15 protein-coding genes are annotated in these 20,427 nt (G+C 36.7%); 13 read left to right on the top strand and 2 right to left on the bottom strand.

Annotated features, from left to right (window positions below):
- Nucleotides 1-4: 4 nt before the first annotated feature.
- Nucleotides 5-769 carry an MBL fold metallo-hydrolase gene (locus BM253_RS02365; RefSeq protein WP_091518470.1) on the bottom strand — a complete coding sequence of 255 codons (765 nt, stop codon included), beginning with the start codon at nucleotides 767-769 and terminating at the stop codon, nucleotides 5-7.
- Between the two features lie 109 nt (nucleotides 770-878).
- Between BM253_RS02365 and BM253_RS02360 the strand changes: the two genes are divergently transcribed.
- From BM253_RS02360 to BM253_RS02300, 13 genes are all read left to right on the top strand, one after another.
- On the top strand, nucleotides 879-1,472 hold the full coding sequence (locus BM253_RS02360; RefSeq protein WP_091518467.1) for a TetR/AcrR family transcriptional regulator: 594 nt from the start codon (nucleotides 879-881) through the stop codon (nucleotides 1,470-1,472).
- Between the two features lie 9 nt (nucleotides 1,473-1,481).
- A complete protein-coding gene (locus tag BM253_RS02355; RefSeq protein ID WP_091518464.1) occupies nucleotides 1,482-2,348 on the top strand; it encodes a helix-turn-helix domain-containing protein in 867 nt (288 codons plus the stop codon).
- A 91-nt stretch (nucleotides 2,349-2,439) separates the two neighbouring features.
- Nucleotides 2,440-3,570 (top strand): efflux RND transporter periplasmic adaptor subunit, encoded by a 1,131-nt coding sequence (locus tag BM253_RS02350; protein WP_091518461.1) that lies wholly within the window; start codon nucleotides 2,440-2,442, stop codon nucleotides 3,568-3,570.
- An 8-nt stretch (nucleotides 3,571-3,578) separates the two neighbouring features.
- Nucleotides 3,579-6,710 (top strand): efflux RND transporter permease subunit, encoded by a 3,132-nt coding sequence (locus BM253_RS02345; RefSeq protein WP_091518458.1) that lies wholly within the window; start codon nucleotides 3,579-3,581, stop codon nucleotides 6,708-6,710.
- Nucleotides 6,711-6,757: 47 nt separating this feature from the next.
- Nucleotides 6,758-8,170 (top strand): efflux transporter outer membrane subunit, encoded by a 1,413-nt coding sequence (locus BM253_RS02340; protein ID WP_091518455.1) that lies wholly within the window; start codon nucleotides 6,758-6,760, stop codon nucleotides 8,168-8,170.
- Between the two features lie 84 nt (nucleotides 8,171-8,254).
- Nucleotides 8,255-9,082 carry a hypothetical protein gene (locus BM253_RS02335; protein WP_218154359.1) on the top strand — a complete coding sequence of 276 codons (828 nt, stop codon included), beginning with the start codon at nucleotides 8,255-8,257 and terminating at the stop codon, nucleotides 9,080-9,082.
- A gap of 89 nt (nucleotides 9,083-9,171) precedes the next feature.
- Nucleotides 9,172-9,453 carry a helix-turn-helix domain-containing protein gene (locus BM253_RS02330; protein ID WP_013634519.1) on the top strand — a complete coding sequence of 94 codons (282 nt, stop codon included), beginning with the start codon at nucleotides 9,172-9,174 and terminating at the stop codon, nucleotides 9,451-9,453.
- 37 nt (nucleotides 9,454-9,490) lie between these two features.
- The gene (locus BM253_RS02325; protein WP_091518449.1) at nucleotides 9,491-11,608 is read left to right on the top strand and encodes a virulence-associated E family protein; all 2,118 of its coding nucleotides are present in this window, start codon (nucleotides 9,491-9,493) and stop codon (nucleotides 11,606-11,608) included.
- 314 nt (nucleotides 11,609-11,922) lie between these two features.
- Nucleotides 11,923-15,963 (top strand): hypothetical protein, encoded by a 4,041-nt coding sequence (locus tag BM253_RS02320; protein ID WP_091518446.1) that lies wholly within the window; start codon nucleotides 11,923-11,925, stop codon nucleotides 15,961-15,963.
- 80 nt (nucleotides 15,964-16,043) lie between these two features.
- Nucleotides 16,044-16,337 (top strand): helix-turn-helix domain-containing protein, encoded by a 294-nt coding sequence (locus BM253_RS02315; protein WP_091518803.1) that lies wholly within the window; start codon nucleotides 16,044-16,046, stop codon nucleotides 16,335-16,337.
- A gap of 48 nt (nucleotides 16,338-16,385) precedes the next feature.
- Nucleotides 16,386-17,489 carry a DUF262 domain-containing protein gene (locus tag BM253_RS02310; RefSeq protein ID WP_091518442.1) on the top strand — a complete coding sequence of 368 codons (1,104 nt, stop codon included), beginning with the start codon at nucleotides 16,386-16,388 and terminating at the stop codon, nucleotides 17,487-17,489.
- 4 nt (nucleotides 17,490-17,493) lie between these two features.
- Nucleotides 17,494-18,609: an AAA family ATPase gene (locus BM253_RS02305; RefSeq protein ID WP_091518439.1), complete on the top strand. Its 1,116-nt coding sequence runs from the start codon at nucleotides 17,494-17,496 to the stop codon at nucleotides 18,607-18,609.
- Nucleotides 18,609-19,460 (top strand): hypothetical protein, encoded by an 852-nt coding sequence (locus tag BM253_RS02300; RefSeq protein WP_091518435.1) that lies wholly within the window; start codon nucleotides 18,609-18,611, stop codon nucleotides 19,458-19,460. Before BM253_RS02305 ends, BM253_RS02300 begins: the two co-directional genes overlap by 1 nt.
- Here the strand turns inward: BM253_RS02300 and BM253_RS17160 are convergent.
- Nucleotides 19,388-19,867 carry a hypothetical protein gene (locus BM253_RS17160; RefSeq protein ID WP_143095568.1) on the bottom strand — a complete coding sequence of 160 codons (480 nt, stop codon included), beginning with the start codon at nucleotides 19,865-19,867 and terminating at the stop codon, nucleotides 19,388-19,390. The two genes, BM253_RS02300 and BM253_RS17160, sit on opposite strands and share 73 nt — an antisense overlap.
- Nucleotides 19,868-20,427: the final 560 nt, after the last annotated feature.

Here is a 20,427-nt window from a genome sequence, read left to right as displayed (position 1 = left end):
TCAATTATTTTTTTGCAAACGATTTAAATTCTTGGATATCATGATATCCGAATACGGTAACATCCGGATGCAATGCAACCAAATCGCGAATCTTGTTGAGTGATCTTATTCGCATCTCATTATCATCTGCTCTGGCTTCTGCTAATGCATTGACAGGATGTTCAGGATTATTTAGCTCTTCGCGCAAGTAGTAAGCATCCGCTACATAAAATATCCAGTTTTCATTGATTTTTATAGCTACTCCGCAATGCCCTAAGGTATGCCCAAACAAGGGCACGAATAGTATTTCCGTCTGGAGTGCTGTATAGACTTTTCTCGCTTCAAAGCCAAACCATTCTTCGGTTGTTTCCGGGTAAGTTTTGATGACAGGATGGTGAAGCAAAGGTGTTTTTAAATATCGGGGGTTCCCTGAGAAGAAATTTTCATATTCTTCCGCCCCAATGTGTACCGTTGCCTGGGGGAAGTCCGCCACTCCCCCAATATGGTCATTGTCCAGGTGAGAGATGACGCAGTCGTGTACCTTTTCGGGGTTCAATCCTAAATTTTTAATTTGTTGAATGGCGGTCAGGTCTTGATCAAAGCGGTACCCAACCATTTCTACAAGTTCTCTGCCTATTCTTTCTTCTGGATAAAGCGTGTCCAACAAACCGATCCCGGTGTCTATAAGCACCATACGGTCTTCCTCTTTTAAAAGTAAACAGTGTCCGCAGACATTATCACTGTAGGGTGAAACGATGCTGACACAGTTTAAATGATGTATTTCAGTCATAGTATTGGATTTTGTATAAGGTTCAATCCTTTTTCAACCGGATAGAAATCCAGACAGCAAAAATAAAGATTTTACCGTAAAATTAGAACATTTGTTCTAATTTTGTATCATGACAACAAAGGAAAAAATATTGGACACAGCGAGAATATTGTTCAATGAGCAGGGAATCCGGAGTACGACGACAAGGCATATAGCTGCTTCAATGCCCATCAGCCCGGGTAATTTACATTACCATTTCAGGCATACAGAGGACATTGTCATCGCACTTTTTGAGCAATTGAAAAAGAAATACGACAAAATGATGGAGGAAGTGCAAGAGTTGTCTTTAACACAATTGGATGATTTGGTTCCTGTTTTCGATATATTATATGATCAAATAAACAATTATCGCTTTTTATTTATTCATTTTGTGGAAATAAGTAGCTGGATCCCGGAAATAAAGAAGGACTATCAACAGTTACTGCTCCGAAGAGAAGAACAGTTTAAAAACTGGCTGGATGCTCTTACAAAACAGGGAGTAATAGTGAATCTTGCTGACAAAACAAGGGAAGGTATCATCAAAAAGCTATTTATCGTAGGTGATTTCTGGATTTCGCATAACGCTTTGTACAAACAATATACGGGAGATGAGGCCCGTCAGGATTTTGTATCAACTTTACGCTCCGTTTTATCTCCTTATGTTAATACCACCAAAGCTAAATAAGTTCAGGAGATGGATATAAAATGGATGACTTTATTATCGCTACAGAAAACTTTCGCCGAGCTGGGCTCCGATGAACATTATATTTATATGCCCACCAATAAGTTAGAATATTATCCCACAGAGCCTTATCGTTCGCATTATTACGGAATAGGGCTCATTAAAAAGGGAGAAATCGAATTTTATACGGATCTGACAAAGCATCGTATCACAGGGCCTGCTCTCATATTTACCGGAACATCGTCTATCAAAAGATGGAATACTGCGCTGTCTCCTTGCGAAATGGAGTCTATCTTGTTCTCGGAAGAATTTCTGCAGGAAAAATTGATCGAATCTGATATCATTCGGGCTTTTGCCCTGTTTTCCAATAATGGAGGATATGCGTTGCAAATAGAGGACAAAGACTATATGGTTTTTAAGCAGCTTTTTGAAGTGGTTAGTTCCAGAAGCTCATCTGCTTCTCCGTATCACAAGGAAGTCGTTCGAGGTATTATTTACAGTATGATTAATGAGATTGGTCATTTGTACCGAAAATTTCCTTCGCAGGAACTACATAACAATCTGCTTGTCAGCAAATTTAAAGAGGCGATATTCAGGCATTATAAAAAAAGCAGATCGGTATCTTTCTATGCTGATATGCTCAATGTTCACCCCAAACATCTGAGCCAAACTGTTTCGTCCGTGACGGGAATGCCTGCCAGCGAATGGATTCACCACATCGTCGTCCTGGAAGCCAAAATACTGCTTCAGAACAAGGAACTTAATATCTCAGAAGTCGCTTACATGCTCAACTTTTCCGATCAGAGTACTTTTGGGAAATATTTCAAAAAATATGTGGGAATAAGTCCCGTATCCTACCGTAAAAAACTTTTTCCATAATCTTACCTTTTGACTATTTTTACTGTATTTGAGCCCTTTCTGAGGGGTACCTAAAGGGTAATTTTGCCAATGATAATTAATTCAATTTATTATGGCAACTCAATCAACCCTGAGATGGTGTGTATTCTTACTCATTACCGGTTTTATCTCTTGTAAAAGCGATCAGCAGCATACTTCTGATACGGACGAAGCCGAAGCTTATCCGGTTATCACACTGGCTCCTCAGACAACAACCGTTTATACCGATTTCCCGGTAACCTTACAAGGTGTACAGGATGTGGCTATTCGTCCGAAAGTCAATGGTTTCATAGCCGAGATACAGGTAGATGAAGGACAGAAGGTAAGCAAAGGACAATTGCTGTTTCGCATCTTTGCTCCTGAATACGAAGAACAACTGGTTCAATCTCTTGCCGCCATACAAAGCATAGAAGCCGAATTGGAGGAAGCCCAACTGCAGGTTGAGAAAACACAGCCGCTTGTGCAGGAAGGAGTAATTGGAAAATATGAACTGGAATCGGCACAGCATCAATTGCGGAATAAAACCGCACAGTTAAATCAGGCGAAGTCTGTTCGTAAAGGTGCTGAGGTAAATATTGCCTATACACAGATCCGTGCACCGTTTAATGGGGTAATGGGATTAATCCCCTACAAAAAAGGAAGCTTAGTCAGCAGTACTTCCGCCGATCCGCTTGCTCATATATCAGATATATCTCAAATTCACGCCTATTTCTCCATAAACGAAAAGCAATTTTTTGACTGGACGGAAAAATCCGGTGGAAAATCCGTGACCGATTACATCAACCGGCAGGGCGAAGTTAATTTAATACTACCCAATAACCAGTTATTCAATCAAAAAGGTATTGTGGATATGGTTAGCGGACAGGTAGATCCCAAAACGGGAAGCATCACACTCAGGGCAGTTTTTTCCAATCCTGATCAAGTCCTGCGGAGTGGTAATAGTGCTACAGTAAGGGTGTATGAGAAATTAGACAAGGTTTTGTTGATACCGCAACGGGCAACCGTAGAAATACAGGGAAAACGATTCGTCTATAAGGTGGATGACGAAGGAATGGTTACAAGTGTGGCGGTTAATTTATCGGATTATACCCCATCAAACGAATATTTTATTGTTGAGTCGGGACTCGAAGCTGGCGACAGGATTGTTTCGGAAGGATTGGTTAGTATAAGGGAGGGCGCTAAAATTAAAACAACTACCAAATAGACTGTATTATGTTAAAACGTTTTATCGAAAACCCAGTTTTATCTACCGTTATATCCATTATTATTGTCATTCTCGGCATCTTAGGACTATTTTCGTTGCCGATTACGCAATACCCGGAAATCGCACCGCCAACCGTACAGGTAGCCGCCAGTTATCAGGGAGCAAATGCGGAAACGGTGATGAAAAGTGTCATTATACCGTTGGAAGAAGAAATCAATGGTGTGGAGAAAATGACCTATATGAGCTCGAAGGCAAGTAACGACGGTTCTGCCGTCATTACAATTGTATTTGAACAAGGAGCAGATGCAGATATGGCCGCAGTGAATGTACAGAACAGGGTCAATCAGGCAATGAGCCAGTTGCCGGAAGAAGTGGTAAAATATGGCATTACCACCACCAAGCGGCTAAGCAGTGAGATCTTCAGCTTTATGTATTATAGCGAAGATAGCAGATACGATCAGGCATTTCTGGAAAACTATATACGGATCAACGTCCTGCCAAAATTGAAACGAATTGATGGTGTGGGAGACGCCTCTATTTCGGGAGGGAAAGAATATAGTATGCGGATCTGGCTTAAACCCAATGAAATGGCGGCTTATGGCGTTACTCCTTCAGATATAGTTAAGGTACTTGCAGAACAAAATGTGGAAGCCGCACCCGGTAAGGTAGGAGAAAACAGCAATCAGACATTCCAGTACTCGCTCAAATATACCGGCAGGCTGGAAACAGAAACGGAATTTGGAGACATTGTCATTCGCTCCACCGGAGACGGACGTTTTCTACGGTTAAAAGATATAGCCGATATTGAATTAGGCGCCTACTCACACACTACCTCTATTACAGCTTACGGAAAAACGGGGACTTACGTTGCAATCAACCAAACGGCAGGTTCCAATGCACACAATATTATTAAAGAATGTGAACAGATACTTAAGGAAGCCGAATCGGACTTGCCGGCGGGCACTAAGTTTGTGCAGTATGCCAATTCCAATGATTTCTTATTAGCATCGATCAACAAATTAATCTCCACATTGATAGAAGCCTTTGTACTGGTTTTCATCGTTGTACTATTGTTCTTGCAGGATTGGCGTTCAACATTGATTCCGGCAATCGCCGTTCCGGTAGCCTTGATAGGGACCTTTTTCTTTTTGAACCTTTTTGGTTTCACCATTAACCTGCTGACTCTTTTTGCCTTGGTGCTTTCCATCGGCATTGTGGTAGATGATGCTATTATTGTAGTGGAAGCCGTACACGCCAAACTGCACGACGGTGCTAAGTCAGCCAAACAAGCTACCGTAAGCGCAATGCACGAACTTACAACGGCTATTATTTCGATTACGCTCGTCATGTCGGCAGTTTTTATTCCCGTAACCTTTATTGACGGCTCGGTCGGTATTTTTTACCGGGAATTCGGAATAACACTGGCAGTTGCCATATTAATTTCAGCAGTAAACGCTCTAACGCTAAGTCCGGCACTTTGTGCGATCCTATTAAAACCATCCGAAGGAAATCAGGGACAGGAAAAAGGATTTGCATCACGTTTTAAAACAGCTTTTAACCAGGGTTTTAATAAAATAACAGATCGTTATCTCGGTACATTGCGTTTCTTGAATAGATATAAATGGCTTTCGTTAGGGAGCGTGGTCGTTTTTGTTTCACTATTCTACTACCTTGCGAAAAACACCCAAACAGGTTTTGTGCCCAACGAGGACAGTTCATCGGTATACGCCAACATTATTTTAAATCCCTCTACCTCTTTAGAAGAAACGGAAAGGATCACCGATATGGTAGATAGCCTGGCAATGACCATCCCCGAAGTGGAATATTCATCGCGTTTGGCAGGAATGGACTTTTTTAGTGGAAACGGGAGTTCGTATGCGGTGGTTTTCATTAAGTTAAAGCATTGGGATGATCGTCCGGACAAAGAACAGAACATCCACCACGTGGTGCAGAAGTTATTTGCAAAAGCAACGTTTATCAAAGATGCCCATATCGTTTTCTTCGCCGGTCCTACATTGCAGGGATTTGGAAGCAATACCGGATTTGAAGTACAACTACAGGACAAAACCAATGGTGCTTACGATGCTTTTGAAAAAGTAATGGGAAATTTTCTTGGTGCATTAAATCAACGGCCCGAAATTATGTATGCCACCTCTTCGTTCAATACCAATTTTCCACAATATGAAGTCAGCATCAATGTAGAAAAAGCAAAAGAAACTGATGTATCGGTAACGGAGATACTGACAACCTTGCAAGGGTATCTCGGAGGAATATACGCTACCAATTTCAATCGGTTTGGAAAACAATACAAAGTAATGATACAGGCTGATCCTTCATCCCGGCAAAACAGACAGGCCATAGAACAGCTCTATGTGAAAAACGGTGATGGACAAATGGCGCCCATTACCAGCTTCATTGATCTGAAAAAAGTGTACGGACCTGAATTTCTCACCCGATTCAACCTGTTCAATGCAGCTTATGTAAATGGAGCTCCTAACCCCGGTTATAGTTCCGGAGATGCCATTCAGGCCATAGAAGAAGTGGCCGAACAAACATTGCCCAAAGGCTACGGGTTCGAATACGCAGGACTTACCCGGGAAGAAAGCCTGAGCGGTAACCAGACGGTTATCATATTCGTACTGTCTCTGCTGTTTGTTTATTTCCTGCTGAGTGCCCAGTTCAAAAGTTATATTCTGCCGTTTGCGGTATTGTTTTCTCTTCCGATAGGTTTGTCCGGGGTCTTTCTTTTTGCGCGTATGTTCGGTATTGAAAACAATATATTCCTACAAATTAGTTTGATTATGCTGATAGGACTCTTAGCCAAAAATGCCATTCTGATCGTTGAATTTGCCTTGCAGCACAGGAAATCTGGGGTCTCTATTACCGATGCTGCTTTAGAAGGTGCAAAAGTGCGTTTAAGGCCGATCCTGATGACCTCTTTTGCGTTCATCTTTGGTCTTTTACCATTGATGCTGGCAACCGGAGCGGGCGCTTTAAGCAATCAATCTATTGGAACAGCGGCAGTAGGCGGAATGTTCATCGGTACCGTAGCCGGTGTATTAGTCATCCCTTCGCTGTATGTTCTTTTTCAGTATTTACACGAACGGATTTCAGGGAAAGTGCATAAGACAGAAAATTAGGATCCGGAAGAATCCTTTTCGTAAAACTTAATTCAACAGATCAAACAATGAAATTACATTTTAAATATATAGTTGCTTTGGCTCTCATCAGTTTGTTATCATCTTGTATGACGAACAAAAATTATATAAAAACAACACATATCGATGAGTCTTTGTACCGTGCGGATGAGGTGCAGGACACGCTCAATATGGCTGATTTATCCTGGCAGGATTTCTTTAGCGATGAGCAATTGAAAAAATTAATAGATACAGGCTTGAAAAACAACCTTGATTTAAAAATCGGGTTAGAAAGAATTCATAAAGCCCAATCCCTTTTAGCACAGTCCAAAGGAGCGTTCTTTCCTCAACTGTTTATTGACGGAGGAGTGAAGCAGTCTCGGATGGCTTATCCGCAAAGTTTTGGATTTGTAGAAAATGCCACCACTTATGAGATCGGATTGAGAACTGCCTGGGAAATAGATTTATGGGGCAAATTAAAAAACGGGAAAAAAGCAGCGGTTTACAAATTACTCCGGGAAGAGTCAATCCAACAAGCGGTTCAAACAGAACTGATCGCACAAACTGCAGATTATTATTACCAATTGCTGGCATTGGACGAACAGGTGCATATTCTTGAAACAACCATAGGCGTCCGTAAGGAAGAAGCCGAGACAATGAAAAAACTTAAAGAGGCAAACATCGTTACTGCTGCCGCAGTTGCCCAAAGTGAGGCAGGATATCTCGAAGCTGAAAACCAGCTTCCTGCTGTACAAAGACAAATACGTGCGATAGAAAACGCATTGAATGTATTGCTTGGGCAGTCGCCGGCAACCGTCAGCCGGAGTACATTCAAAACCGAACCCTTATTTCCGGATGTACATATCGGAGTTCCTGTGCAATTGCTTCGAAACAGACCCGATGTTCAGGCAGCCGAATTTGAATTAGCCTCTTATTTTGAAGAAATTAATGTGGCAAGAAAAGCGTTTTATCCGTCTTTGACCATCAACGCATCAAGTGGGTTTACTAATTTTGGGATAGCCAATTGGTTTACGCCCTCCGGATTTTTCGCCAATGTGGGCGGTGGATTATTGCAACCGGTTTTCTCTAAAAGATTAAATAAAACCCGGCTTGAATTAGCAAAATCGGATTACAGGGAGAAAGAACTCCATTTTCGGAAAACAGTATTGGTTGCCGGTCAGGAGGTATCAGATGCTTTGTTCAATTATCATTCGGCATCCGGTCAGGAACAGCAGCGATCAGCGCAACTGGGCAAATTAGAGCAGGCATTGGAACACACCCGAAAGCTGCTTTTGTACCATAATTCAACCAATTATACAGATGTTTTGACCGCCCGACAAGCTCTATTATCGGCACAGCTACAGATGACAAACGAGCGCCTTTTGAAGTATCAGTCCCTGATTTATTTATATAGGGCATTAGGTGGCGGAGTACAGAGTAAGGAGAATTTAATACTACAATGAATTATACCCAAACGTTATCAGATAAAACAATCGGTAGAATTCCCTGAACTGACAGCCATCCCAAAGGAACGGTCAGTAAATGTTTTGTTTGATATTTTACAGGAGAATGTGCTAAATAACCATGCCTATTGTCAGGAATTAATCAATAAAATAGTCAAGTTATCGTATGCACAGTTACCTGATTTCTTTTCGTACCATTGCGAATTTATAACCGATCCGTTGAAATGGATAAATAAGGTTGAAAAACTGTTATTTGAAAATGAGGAGTTATTCGTAAATACCACTAAGCGTGGCCGAATGATGAAATGCTACACCATTATCGAGCGTAAAAGAAAAGAATTAGAACTAATTCGTAATCGACATATAAAACGAAAACCACCGATGCAGTACATTAATGCCGAATGTGAGGAACGATATTTTTCATTCAGAGAAGTAAAAAGTAAAGTAAACGGTATGGAAGATTACACCGAAAAGATAATGTTTTTGACCAATGAGAAGTTCGATTACGAACAGGCAAGTATAGATTTCATCAATCCTAAATTACCCGATTATTCAGACCAATGTCAAAAGGAGATAGACCAGATACAGCATTTAATTCGTTTAACCGATGAATTTTCTAAGCAACAAATGAGAAAAAATGCGGAGGGCATTCCGTTCAATAAACTAAAAATCAACTGCAACATCAATCAGCTCGTTGATATATTTTACCAGTTACACAGAGAGTTATTTGTAAACGGTAAACCCATTCTGGATGGCAATATCAATGATTTTGTTGCAGTAATCGTAAACTCTTTCGTAGATAAAAACGGACAGGAATTAAGTCCCGAAACTATCAAAACCGTTATCACACCTTCTAAATCCGATAAACGCCCCAAACCGCATAAGCGGATAGATATTGATAAATTACTGTAAATAAATTTTATCCCGAAAGACCATTTCGGGATTTTTTGACTTTGTACCGTTGCAGTCCTTTGCTTTCATAATCTTAAAAATTAAAGAAAATGGAAGCAGTAATTTTATCCAAAGACCAGTACACTGAAATCATCGAAAAACTGGACGAACTCGTAAAACGTATCAATGCCAAAAACGAACCCAAGAAAGATACGTTCTTAGACAATCAGGAATTTCTTTTACTGATGAAGATTTCCAAACGCACCGCTCAAACCTGGCGTGACGAAGGTCGTATTTCGTTCTCTCAGGTCGGAAACAAGATTTACTACAAACTTTCAGACGTAGAAAAACTCTTAAATGAGCATTATAACAAGGCTTTTTCAAAGAAATAAGTCTAAAATCTAATGTCTAACATCTAACGTCTAAAAAATGGTAGTAAGTATCTTTCAGAACTTCAATGAGGTCGTGCAAAACCAGAAAATCATTGAAGTACTCCACGACATCAAGACAGGCAAATACATCAATGTAATTACCTATCTGCGAAAATCATTAGCCGAAAACAAAATGGAAGCATACGAAAGGGCAAAGAAATCTTTGCCTGCTTTCACTCCATCAGCAACCTTTAAAGGCGGACGAAAACCCGAATATCTGACCGCCTACAATCCTCTATTGGTACTGGATATTGATAAACTTTCCAAAGAACAATTACAGAATGCTAAAGCATTGGCAAAAGAAAATCCTTATACTTTTTCTTGCTTTACAAGCCCTTCGGGCAATGGTTTGAAGATTTTGGTTAAAGTCAATTCATCACAGGAAAACCACAAAGAAGCGTTTTTACTATTACAAAAGTATTATGAAGAGTTGCTTCAACTTCCGATTGATAAGTCTGGAAAAGACGTTACAAGATTGTGTTTTGTTTCGTACGATACCGATTTGTATTTAAATGAAAATGCAGAAATCTATCCGGTAATCAAGCAAGAACCAACACAAACAGCGTTTACAAACGAACCATTTAAAACAGAGCCTATCAACAATGATTATTTAGCGGTATATGAACATTGCATTCGATTTACAGAAAAGAAAGAAAGTTATATCAATGGAAATCGGAACAATTTTGTACATCTGCTGGCAAATAATCTCAATCGGAAAGGTGTTCCATTAGCAGTAGCTACAGGATATATTTTGTCCGATTACGGTTATGATGCTAATGAAGTAATGGCAACGGTAAAAAGTGCGTACAGCAATACTGATGAACACAGTAAAAACAGTAATCCAACCATTTCAAAATCAGAAAGCAATAAAGCGAAAAATGAGGATATTGAAGAGGAGGAAGAAAAGCCGAGTTATATTGACCGTTTAGAAACATTTCTGGATTATCGATACAACTTTCGGTACAATATCGTAACCGGAAAGCTCGAATACAAAACAATTAAAGCCAATCTCTGGAAACCGATTACCGATTTTGTAGAAAACTCTATTCTAAGAGAAATCCTCAAAGCAAAAGTAAAATGCAACATCAATACTCTGCGAAATCTGTTGCATTCCGATTATTGTCAGCAATATGATCCGTTCCGTGATTATTTTCAGGAACTGGAAACCAATGAGGATGAGGTCGATTATATCACTCAGTTAGCCAATACAGTTAAAACCACGAAGCAGGAATTATGGCAAATCTGTTTCAAAAAATGGTTTGTAGCAATGGTAGCTTGTGTCACAAATGAAAAAGCCATCAATCAAACCGTAATTGTATTCAGCGGTAAACAAGGCGTAGGAAAAACAACCTGGATCGAACGATTGATACCAAGAGAACTCAAAGAATATATGTTTTCAGGAACCATTAACCCAAACAACAAAGATACCTTAATTCACTTAGCCGAATGTATGCTCATCAATCTGGATGAACTCGAAAACCTGAACCGTACCGAAATAGGAACGCTCAAAGAACTGATAACAAAAACACATATTCGTATGCGTAAAGCCTACGGACACAACAATGAAACCTTACCACGCAGAGCCTCATTCGCAGGAAGTGTAAATACGGCTCAATTTCTGAATGACACTACAGGTTCACGCAGGTTTTTATGTTTTGAAGTAGAGCATATCGAATACACACATAGCATTGACATCAACCAAGCGTATGCACAGGCAAGGCAACTCTATAAAGACGGTTTCCGTTATTGGTTCAATCAGGAAGAAATAAAAGAAATCAACCTTAATAATGAACAATACCAAATCAGAAGCCCCGAAGAAGAATTGCTTTTAACTTGGTTTGAGATTGCAGACAGAGATACCGCTAATAATTTTCTGAACACCACACAAATCGCAGCCAAATTAGCCGACAAAGCCAAACTCAACGTAACAGACGGAACGGTAATGAAATTGGGAAAAGCATTAAAGAAATATGGCTATCTGCGATTATCCAAAAAGAACGGTTATGTGTATGCCGTAAAAGAACTTACTTGGGAAGAAGTCGAAAACAAGAACAAAGAAAAAGAACCACCACCAAAACCACCCGAACAATCAAGCATCTCGTTTGATAATCCGTAACGGTACAGATTGCATTGGTTTACGTTTGTTAGAGTGGATAAGTAGGATAAGCATTTTTCGTCACAAACATTTTCATTTTTTTCTACCGAAAAATATCAAGCCAAAACAAACGCAATCAAAGCAAACTAATCTTAATAGTTCACCCATTTACACTATTATATCCCGATAAATCCGTTTTTGTATTCCTACGGAATAACAAAAAATCTTTTTCAGCAAATGAGGTTATCCTACTTACTTTTTTAATCAGGTGTAATTAGGAGCAAAACTATATTCGTAAATTTATAGCCTAACAATATTTCAATTCAAAATTTCTAATGTCAGCAATAGCAGCCTTACGTGGTTATAGAACCCAATTTTTATATTCATTACATTATATCCTATCCTCCCTGTCAAATGACCTTGTGTTTAGACTGGAAGGAGAAGAAGATTTAGATGTATTGGATAATAATGGTCAACTTTTATATGCCATACAGCTAAAGAATTTAGGAAAAACAATTACATTATCTGATGTTCTATCAGACCATAAGACTTCATTTATTAAGAGGTTTTTAGCTAAATATTCCGAAGCAACTCCTATACTGGTTTCTTATGGTGAAATAAGTCAAGACTTAAAAAATTGGGGGAAACATAAAGATACTATTTCTGAAAAAGAGAAAACAACGCTGAAAAAATATAAGGTAACGGCAGATGAATGGAAATTAGTAAAAAGTAAAACCCAATTTACAGAGATTAGTGAGGAAGAGATTGCAGACGAAATACAAAAACTGATTAAAAGCAACTTCCCTGAAGTTGATCCCATTCCTACAATAGGATTTTTATTGAATTGGTTGCAATTTATTGCAGAGAAACAACAGCCTATAACTACTAAAGATTTTTACAGCAAGATTCAGGATTTTGCGATATATATGACGGAGCGAATTGCTGTTCACAATCAATATGGAATAGTTTTAAAACCATTGCATAAGGTTTCTACAGAGAATACTAATCAGACCCTTTTAGAAAAAGAATTCTACAATGCGACTTTAACGAGGTATGAACACATTTTGTTAGGTCTTGATGTTACTAGAGAAAAATATCTCGAAACAATAAATGATGAGATAAAAGAAAATAATACCATCATATTGAAAGGTGCATCTGGACAGGGAAAGACAGCTTTGTTATATGGGTATGTTCATAATTATGTCAATGACTCGCTTTCTTACGAATTGAATATCCAGCAAGATCCTGTTACAACCCAACAATCAATTCAAGCTATTGCTTCTATAAGTAAGAAACTGGAAGTTCCAACCGTATTTGTAATCAATGTAAATCCCAATTCAACATATTGGCTACAAATAATAAAAGAGTCTGCCCATTTAAATCATATTAGGTTTTTAGTAGCCATTAGGAATGAAGATTGGTACAGGGCATCAGCAGTCGGTGTAGAATTTGAGCATAAAGAAATAGACTTATCCCTGTCGAAAGAAGAAGCTGAAATCATTTACACTAAATTAAATGAACGAAATAAAATCACACACTTTACAGACTTTGAACAGGCTTGGATTCAAATTGGTGATGATGCTCCGTTGTTAGAATTCGTATATTCTATTACTCAGGGGAACTCGTTACAAAATAAACTGAAACAACAGATTCAGCAATTGCGTAACGAAAGCGATCAAGGTCGTAATCCTCAGATTGAGTTTTTAAGAATTGTGAGCCTTGCAGACTCTTTAGGAGCTAATATTGATGTATCAAAATTGGATTCTGATATCGACTATCAATTTATAATCGAAAAGTTAGAAAATGAATACTTGGTTAAGAAATCATTAGATAGAAAGTACATTCAGGGGTTACATCTAATTCGTTCTCAGAAGTTGGTAGAAATACTTTTTGATGAGTTTACAACTTACAAAAAGGAATATGCCTATAAATGTATTCCGCTGATAGACGAGAAAGATTTGTACTTGTTCTTATTACAAATGTTCCATCTTGAAATACTAAAGCCTGATCAATTTATTGCCGATTTAAACATTAAAGTTGTTGCAAGGAATTGGTCTGTATATGCTTCAATATTAAAATCTTTTATATGGCTGGGTAGTAAAAGCTATGTTGAAAATAACCGTAAAGTTATAGATGAATGTAGAGCCATTTGTGGCGGAGCCTGGACAATGTTTACGGATTTTATGTTTGGAAGCAATTACGACAGAAATGGAATGCTTGATATACTCAAAGTAGATGATGATCGAAGAGAGAAAATAAATGACATCAATCAGAGATTATTACCAAATCAAAATGTTTTCAATTTAGCAACTGAAGCCATCAACCAAATTGACTTTCCTAAAGAAGTTCCTTCAACAACCTTTGAGTGGAAATCTTTTGGAGAGGTCTTATTTTGGCTTAAAAATATACCTAACAACAAAGAAAAATTACCATTATTTGATGAGATTAAGTTTGAATCTTCATTCAAAGTAATGGACAGCAAAAGCTTATCTAAATTGATGTTAGGTATGTACTCTTATTCGGAAGAACTGGATATGATAAGAAAAAAGTATGTTGACATTTTCATCGAACAAATAAAAAGAGAATTTGATGTAATCCATTTATCTGTAGACGACAACGAGGTGAATGTACATTACATCATTGATATTCTAAAAAATGATGTGGAAAGATCGACCAATGATTTCATTGTAGATATTTTAGATATTATCAGAACAGCTCTTCCTGATAAAAAACAATTTAATTCTCAGGGATATGGTCATCGCTTACAAACTTTAGCAGTAGATTATGATGATACACACAAAACAATGCCTATCGAAAATATGCCCTTAGAAGAATGGGCAAATATCAATTCCACAATTATCAAACTATATGAATATCAACTAAGACCAGATGATTGGAATGAATATAGAAATCAGCTAAACCAGTGGGAAGTAATCATCAAAGAAAAAATCAACGAGTTTAATACCTCATTTGAGAAACTGTTTAAAGGTAGTGTGAACTATATGCCCGTAGTTCCTATTATGCAGAATATACTTTTTGAAAGGTCGGAAAGTATCAAAGAACCTAAATCTATTACAGAACCATTAGGTATTTATGGTGGTAAGAAAAGAGGAACAAGCAATGAAAATGAAAGAGAACAACGCAATAAAAAATTGCAATCGAAATACGAATTGTTCTTTAAAAGTGTTTCTGATTTTAAAGGAGATATAGAAAGTTTTATCCAGCAGTCAGCTGGTACTTTATATTCAAAGGCTAAATTAAAAACTGATGAAGAGCATATACACGATGAGAATACCGAACGTTTATCTCAAATCAACCTTTACAATGCAATTGAAAAGCTTCAAGTTTATAATAGTCAGTACAAAACCATCTTAGGAAATATTGATAATACACATCATTCAAAAATTGAAACTAATACCTTATTTACTACAGCTTCAATATGGAAAGATTTTTTGAATAACAATAGTAAAGGAGAACGTTCAGCGAAACGGATTTTGAAGCTTAAATCAGATTTTGAAAACAAAATCATAAAGGACTTTAAGCAGGCTTCAAAATCCAACTCTTTTTCAGTCAGATACATAAATAACAAAACAACAGATAATAAGCCGATTGTTTTAATTGACGGAGAAAGTCCTTTTTGGACGTTGATGGGTTATAAAGAAGCTTATCAAATTGTACAACAGACAATAGATAGTCCTGAATATACAAGTTTGAAATATTTGATGCTGCAGTTCTGGTTTTCAAATTTTTATTTTATCCAAACCATTCAGAATAAAAGCCTAAACAATCAATGGAATGAAGTAAGATTATACAACATAAAAGATAAGTTGTTTGAAGAATTATCTTTCATTAATTCGATTTCACAACCGATTGAAGCAAAAATAATTGAAAATTTAAATATTGAAGGATGGTCAAATTTATATCCGGAGTTTAATGATATAACTAAAGCTACGGAAGCGTATGGGAAAGTACTTCTGTTAGCAGATCACTTTTACGATTTGAGGTTGTTTGATGAAATTGAACTCACGGAATCTGACCAAGAGAAATTACAGCAATACATACAGAAAATAGGTTTAGAGCTACAGCAATCTTTTCAAGCAGTATTAGATTCATTAGTTGAATGGATAAATATGTTTCCATTTGACGAAGACAGTTATGTCAATAGTGAAGAAGAGCAGGAATATTTTAAAGCAATGATCAATATTAAAGACCATATTTTTCCTGAACCAAAAGGAGATGAAGAAGATTATCAATTGGTAATGAATATGGAAATAGTATCTAAATGGGTTGAGCGATTAAAAGTATGTACAGAGAGTTGGGGGATATTTATACTCTTGCTTTATGGGAAGTATATTGATAAGCATTCTAAAGATTAGATGTTTTTTCAGGTTATTAATTCACTATGATTAATTATATTTGCCAATAATTGACAAGTCATTATATTATAAACTTAAGTATGGCGAGTAAATTTGGTGAGAAAATAAGAAATCTAAGAGAGCAAAAGGGATTGCTATTAAGAGAAGTAGCTCCTCTTCTTAATATTGATACTCCTCAATTGAGTAAGATAGAGAGAGGAGAACGTCAAGCAAAGAAAGAGTTTATTGAAATTTTTGCTCAGGTTTTAGATATTGACATAGACAGCCTTTTAAAATTATGGTTAGCTGATCAAATGTATAGCATTATAAAAGAAGAGCCATTAGCAAAAGAAGCAATTGAGGAATTGACAAATGTATTCAATGAGTCAAAATAAGTTTCTCTTTAGTAATTTAAAATAGTGCAAGGTTTTAGCCTGTAAAATATGGAACAAGTGAATTTATTTAACAGTGAAATAGACGATTCTATAGAGAATGAGGATAAAGGTACTGGAATGAAGAAACCATTTAATCCTAATAAAATAGTTATTCGTCCTCAAACAATTCCTATATATTCTATAGCTCAGAGGATAGAATTTGGGGAAATAAAACTTAATACGGAGTTTCAAAGAAAAGAAGGTTTGTGGAAAGATGAACAACAAAGTAGGTTAATAGAATCTATTTTAATTCGTTTCCCTCTTCCTGTTTTTTATTTTGATGGAAGTAATCCGGATGAATGGTTAGTGATTGATGGATTACAGCGGCTTACTAGTTTAAAAAGATTCATTGTTACCAAAGAATTAAAACTTACAGGTTTAGAATTTCTCAAAGAATATGAAGGAAAAGGATGGGATGATTTGGATAGACCTCTGCAAAGGCAAATTAACGAAACCCCTTTACAATGTTATGTCTTGGAAAAAGGTGATCCAGATGTGAAATTTAATATTTTTAAAAGGATTAATACCGGAGGATTGAATTTATCTGACCAGGAGATACGTCACGCAATGCATCAAGATGTTGCTGTTTACCTTCAAAAGTTAGCAGAAAGTAAAGAGTTTTTAGACGCTACAAGAAGAAAGATTAAGTCTGAGCGAATGCTTGATAGAGATTTCATAAATAGGTTTATTGCGTTCTATATTTTGGACTATGAATCAGAATATAAATACGAAGAGGATTTGGACACTTATATGAATAAAGCTCTTGATAAATTAGCTCAAAGCTCTGTAGAAGAAAAGAAAAATATAGAGAATAGATTTAAAAAAGCAATGATTTTGTCCAAAGATATATTTGGAGACTCAGCCTTCTGTAAGTCCAAAGATTATAAAAGAATCAATAAAGCCTTATTTGAAGTGGTGTCTGTACATTTTGCAAAATTGAACAATAGTGATCAAGATCTATTGCGTAAAAACAAGACTAAGTTCAAAAGTCTGTTTTACAAAGCTATAGATAATAAGTTTGCTGACTCTTTAGTGAGTAATACCGGAGGTAGAGCAAATGTCTTATTAAGACACAGAGAGTTTAATAATATAATCAATGAATTTTTAGGTTAATAGTATGATTAATCAAATTGAAATAAAAAACTTTAAGTCTTTAAAAGACATCAATGTTTCTGTGAAAAACCTTAACGTATTGATGGGGCTTAATGGTATGGGGAAAAGTTCCTTTATACAGATGCTTTTATTGCTTATGCAAAGTGATAAGTTAGAAGAAAGAATACTTGATCTTAATGGTTTATTAGCAGAAATTGGACAAGGTAGAGATGCTCTGTATCAATTTGCGAAAGAAGACTTTATAGAATTTGGAATTCATTTTGACGAACGTAATTTCTCTTGGAAATTTATTTATCAACGTGACAAAGACAAGCTCGAAGCAGAAAATGGTTTTGCAAAAGATCAAATGCAATATTTTAGAGAGCAAACTAAATTATTTCAATATATAAGTGCTGAAAGGGTTGGACCTCTGGATATTTATGATGCATCAAGTATTGTAGTTTCAGATAAGAAACAGCTTGGATTATTAGGTGAATATGCTGCCTATTTTATCAACGTATTTGGTTCGGAATATGAAGTGAAAGATTACTTGAAACACAGTTCTGTATCATCAAATATTCTAAATGATCAAATCAATGCTTGGTTAAAAGAAGTATCCCCTGGAATATCTGTAAATACTAAGTATGTTCCTGAAATAAATAAAGTAATTCTTGATTATCAATTTGATTTACTTAATACCAAAACAAATGCTTTTCGACCAAAAAATGTTGGTTTTGGTATTTCTTATGTGTTGCCTATAATATTGGCCTTACTCACAGCAGAAGAAGGTAAAATCATTGTTATTGAAAATCCAGAATCTCATATTCATCCAAAAGGACAGGCAAAACTTGGTGAATTAATAGCTTTAGCGGCACAATCTGGAGCACAGATATTTATTGAAACTCATAGTGATCATATATTAAATGGAATAAGAGTAGCAACTAAAAAATTTCACTCAAAAGATGAAAAGAGAGGTGTCTCGAAAGAAAATGTTAGTGTATTGTATTTTGAAAAAATAACAACAGATAAAGAACAATTCTCGAACGTTGTAGAAATTGCTATTGACAATAAGGGGGAATTAAGTGAATATCCCAAGGACTTCTTGGATGAATGGAGTAATCAACTTCTAAAATTACTATAATGGAAGTTGTATTCAATGAAGTATCTTTTCTACCATATTCAGAGAATGAATATGTGCTTAAATCTAGCTTTATCAATATGCTAAAAGTCTTTGCTATTGTTAAGGAAAAGCATGGCTTTTCACATATCTTATTTCCAACTAATATAGGTACAATATCAGTTCTTAATGGGAAGAGTTTTACTCAATGGGCATATGAAATACAACATCAAGGAGAAAAAAATACTATTTTAAGTTTTATAAAAAGACCTTTTGGAGAAGATGTTCTAGAGGAACAGATAATGCATTTAAATAAATTTTATTATCACAATGAAAGCGTAGGAATAATAGAAAAATATTGTATTGGCTTAGCAATTGGCTATTTAAAAGATAAAGTTTCTATTAGTTTGAACACAAATCTTTGTTGGAATTTTCCTCAGATTTCATTCAAAGAAATAATTGATGATGATTTCAATATTCAGGATGTGTTGGTTAACAACATAACAGGTGAAGACCATATATCTAATAATGACGTTGAAAAAAACTTAATTTATTCCGGAGAACTTGAATTAATAGGAACGCCCGTAAATTTCAGCAGTAAAAGTATTTCATTAAGAGATGATCACGGAAAGGATAAGTTAAAAACATTTTCTAAACGGCTTGTAAAATCTAAATATGTAGTATCAATCATTAATTCACTTCCATTTAATCCGAATGACAGAGAGTTGATTAGAAAAGTATTTCCTGATGGAAAAATTGAAATAGTTCTTCATTGGGAAAGTGCTGGGTACGGTATTATTATTCAAACAACTGGAAGAAACTTAAGAGAAACAGAAGAAATTGCTAAAATTATAAAAGAAAATTTCGATAGATAATCATTGAGATAATTTCTATTTTTCCACGATCTGCCCACGCCAAGAAAAAATACGGCTTTAGCCAGACCCAACCGCACAAAGCCAACGCTTAGTCTGTCTTCTATGGCAATGCCGCCGTTTGCAACTGTCATACTTTTTGCGTTGTTTTTTGCCAACGCTCCACAGCACATTGCCATCCTCGTTCCTGCGGTGGCAAAGAGCTGTCCAACACTAAAAAACAAAGCAAAAAGACACTGCACTCCAACCACCACCACCGTTCCGTTTATGCCAGTATGCAAATCGGCGGAAGCTAAGTTACATAATGTGGCATTATAGGTTCGCTTCGCACAGCCTTTTCCCTCGCTTATGCAAGCATCCAACCGCACAGGCTGTCCTATAATAACATTATGTAAAATATCCAATGCCATAGTCTTCACCCCGAAAAAATATCCCTACGCTCAAAATCCAATGCTGATATTTTTCGGGGTTCAGAAGCCGTATTTTTTCTTCCCAACGCACAGCCCTCGCTTCTTTGCCACGCTCCCCACCACCCATTTCAGCGGTGCAGTAAAAAAATAAAGCATTAGAGTTTTATTATGCCAATGTGCTGCATAAAGTGTTCACTCATTGCACTACATCCCATTTTGGTAAGCTAAAGAAAATTTACCTTCATTTATTTCGTTCCATTCCGTTCACACCTTATTACATCACCGCACAGCAAGCGTATTTCGTACCTCATACCCTTGCTTTTTTCCCACGCTTCAGATAATGGTATGCTTTATTTTTTACTGCGGAGTGTTTGCCCCATTGCCAACGCTCGAAAGGAAGTCATCGGACATTTTCCAAAAGAAAAAAGAATAAAAAGGAAAGCAAAAGTAGGTGGCTCCGCACAGTGCCAACGCTCAATAAAAAATCCAAAAGACTACGGCATAATGGCAAGGAAAATAAGGTGCTTCGCAAAGTGATTTTCATTGCCTTGCCACCCTTT

It is taken from the genome of Paenimyroides ummariense, from assembly GCF_900115115.1.
GTDB classification, from domain to species: domain Bacteria; phylum Bacteroidota; class Bacteroidia; order Flavobacteriales; family Flavobacteriaceae; genus Flavobacterium; species Flavobacterium ummariense.
Note: the sequence above shows the minus strand (reverse complement) of the source record. Positions and strands in the feature narration are given on the sequence as shown.